Below are 1,828 nucleotides of genomic sequence, written 5' to 3'. Positions count from 1 at the left end.
AGGCGATCAATGCGCTGATGATAATAGGGGTCAGCGGCATTTGTCCTCAGATTAAAATGCGGACCCGGGGCCAGGCCCCGGGCCGCGAACTACTGAAAGGCATCCCGCGAAGGGGATTTGAATATTTTTGATTAAAGTCATCTTAATTTCCTTTCAGTAGTGGGGCCTCCCCCTGAATGGACCCGAAAAGGGGAGGCCTGGTAGCGGCTGCTCAAGTGTCGTCAACGCCGCTACAGTTCGAATATATATTGGGAGGCACGGTGGATTCAAAACGAATGATTGTGGGAGTTGATTTTGTCTTCATTCAGTTTCATTCAAACCCATTGACTTCTCCCGCAGCATCTTCATTTTGTGTAGCCCGCAATAAAATGCCTTCAAGTCTACTGGGTGATATCAGAAATGAACTTGTGGCGAGCTGGGATGAACAGCTTCCTAAAAAAAATGACTGGTACGGCTACACTCCCCATATTGTGGATGGTTCCAAGCTGGACCTCCCGCGCTCTATGCTCAACAAAGGTTTCCCAACGCAAACCGGGGGGCATATGCCGCAAGGACTTTTAAGTGTGCTCTTGCGAGTCGAAGACAGGATGGTTATGGATCTGAGTCTATCGAGCGACTGGGATGAAAGGGCTCAAGCGCACAAGTTTCTGGACAATCTTAACGGCAGGGATTTGGTAATCTACGATCGCGGCTATCTCTCCTTTAATCTGATCGTTGATCACCGACTGCACGGCGTCGCGGCCGTATTCAGAGTTCAAAAAGGCAAGGTATTCAAGGAAATTGACGAAGCCTGGAAAAGCAGCAAGGATGATATGGTTGTCACCTTGAGTCCCAGCGCTCCAACAATAGCAAAGGCTAAAAAGCGCTTTTCTTCCACTGATATGAGTTCGGTACAGTTAAGGCTCATAAAATATAGAATTGAAAATGAAGATTATATGCTCGCTACGACCATAATGGACCCCTCGATCTCTCCCTCCGACTTCATCGCTCTCTATAGAAGCCGATGGCTGATTGAGGAATACCTTAAAAATTATAAGCGAACCATGGAAATAGAAGATTTTCATTCAAAAAGCTTGAACGGAATTGAGCAGGAGCTCCATGCAGCAGGTCTTCTTTGGAACATCACGATGTATATTGAACAGATAGTTCCCGAAAATTCAAAAAAAAGACGCTCTCTGCCCAAAAATATCACACTACCAGAGCAACTACCGACAGGCTGTCTTCTGTTTAAGTCAGAACATCCATCGATTGTTTAACAGCTGCTCGAAGGTCATGCGAGCGGCTCTGACATTTTCCATCCGATTGATCATTCGCTGTCTAAATCCCGTAAGACCAGGCAGAAAATTTCCCCGCAGATCCTATAAGCCCGTAGGCAGGTGGATGCCAGCACGCCCAAAACGCAAAAAAACGGAGCGACCTATAGGCCGCCCACGTAAGGTTCTGTGTTAAGCGAATGACATTGGCTCTAAAGCGGGCTTTCGTCTTTGTTGAGACGGATTGATTTGAACAGGCTCATGAGTTGTTCGTTCAGTTCGTCTCCGGCTTCACCGTCCATACGCGTATAAAATCGTTGTCGATCAACTCATTACAGTTGCAAGATCTCTCGTTGCACGTTTATCTCGGCGAGAGGCATTCTTACATCAAAAAGAGGTCTTATGCGAGCATGCAGGGAGATTGTTCTAAAAAATTAAAGGTAATTCAGAGCCTCTACTTCGATTCACCACTCCGCTGCCATCAGGTGATTTTTTTGGGGGATGCCGGACCGCTAAAAATGTTTTCCGCACATAAGGGAAGTGAAATGTCGAGCAAGCAATTCCGTGACCTGTGG

General features: G+C 46.8%; 2 protein-coding genes. Both read left to right on the top strand.

Annotated features, from left to right (window positions below; genetic code table 11):
- Positions 1 to 260 precede the first annotated feature (260 nt).
- The gene (locus VE954_RS06740) at positions 261 to 1,256 is read left to right on the top strand and encodes an IS4 family transposase (protein ID WP_324950964.1); all 996 of its coding nucleotides are present in this window, start codon (positions 261 to 263) and stop codon (positions 1,254 to 1,256) included.
- 350 nt (positions 1,257 to 1,606) lie between these two features.
- On the top strand, positions 1,607 to 1,828 hold a 222-nt coding region (locus VE954_RS06735), incomplete at its 3' end, for a hypothetical protein (RefSeq protein WP_324950962.1).

This window comes from Oligoflexus sp. (genome assembly GCF_035638955.1).
Classification (GTDB): Bacteria; Bdellovibrionota_B; Oligoflexia; order Oligoflexales; family Oligoflexaceae; genus Oligoflexus.
The sequence above is the reverse complement of the archived record's forward strand: the minus strand, read 5'-3'. Positions and strand labels throughout refer to the sequence as shown.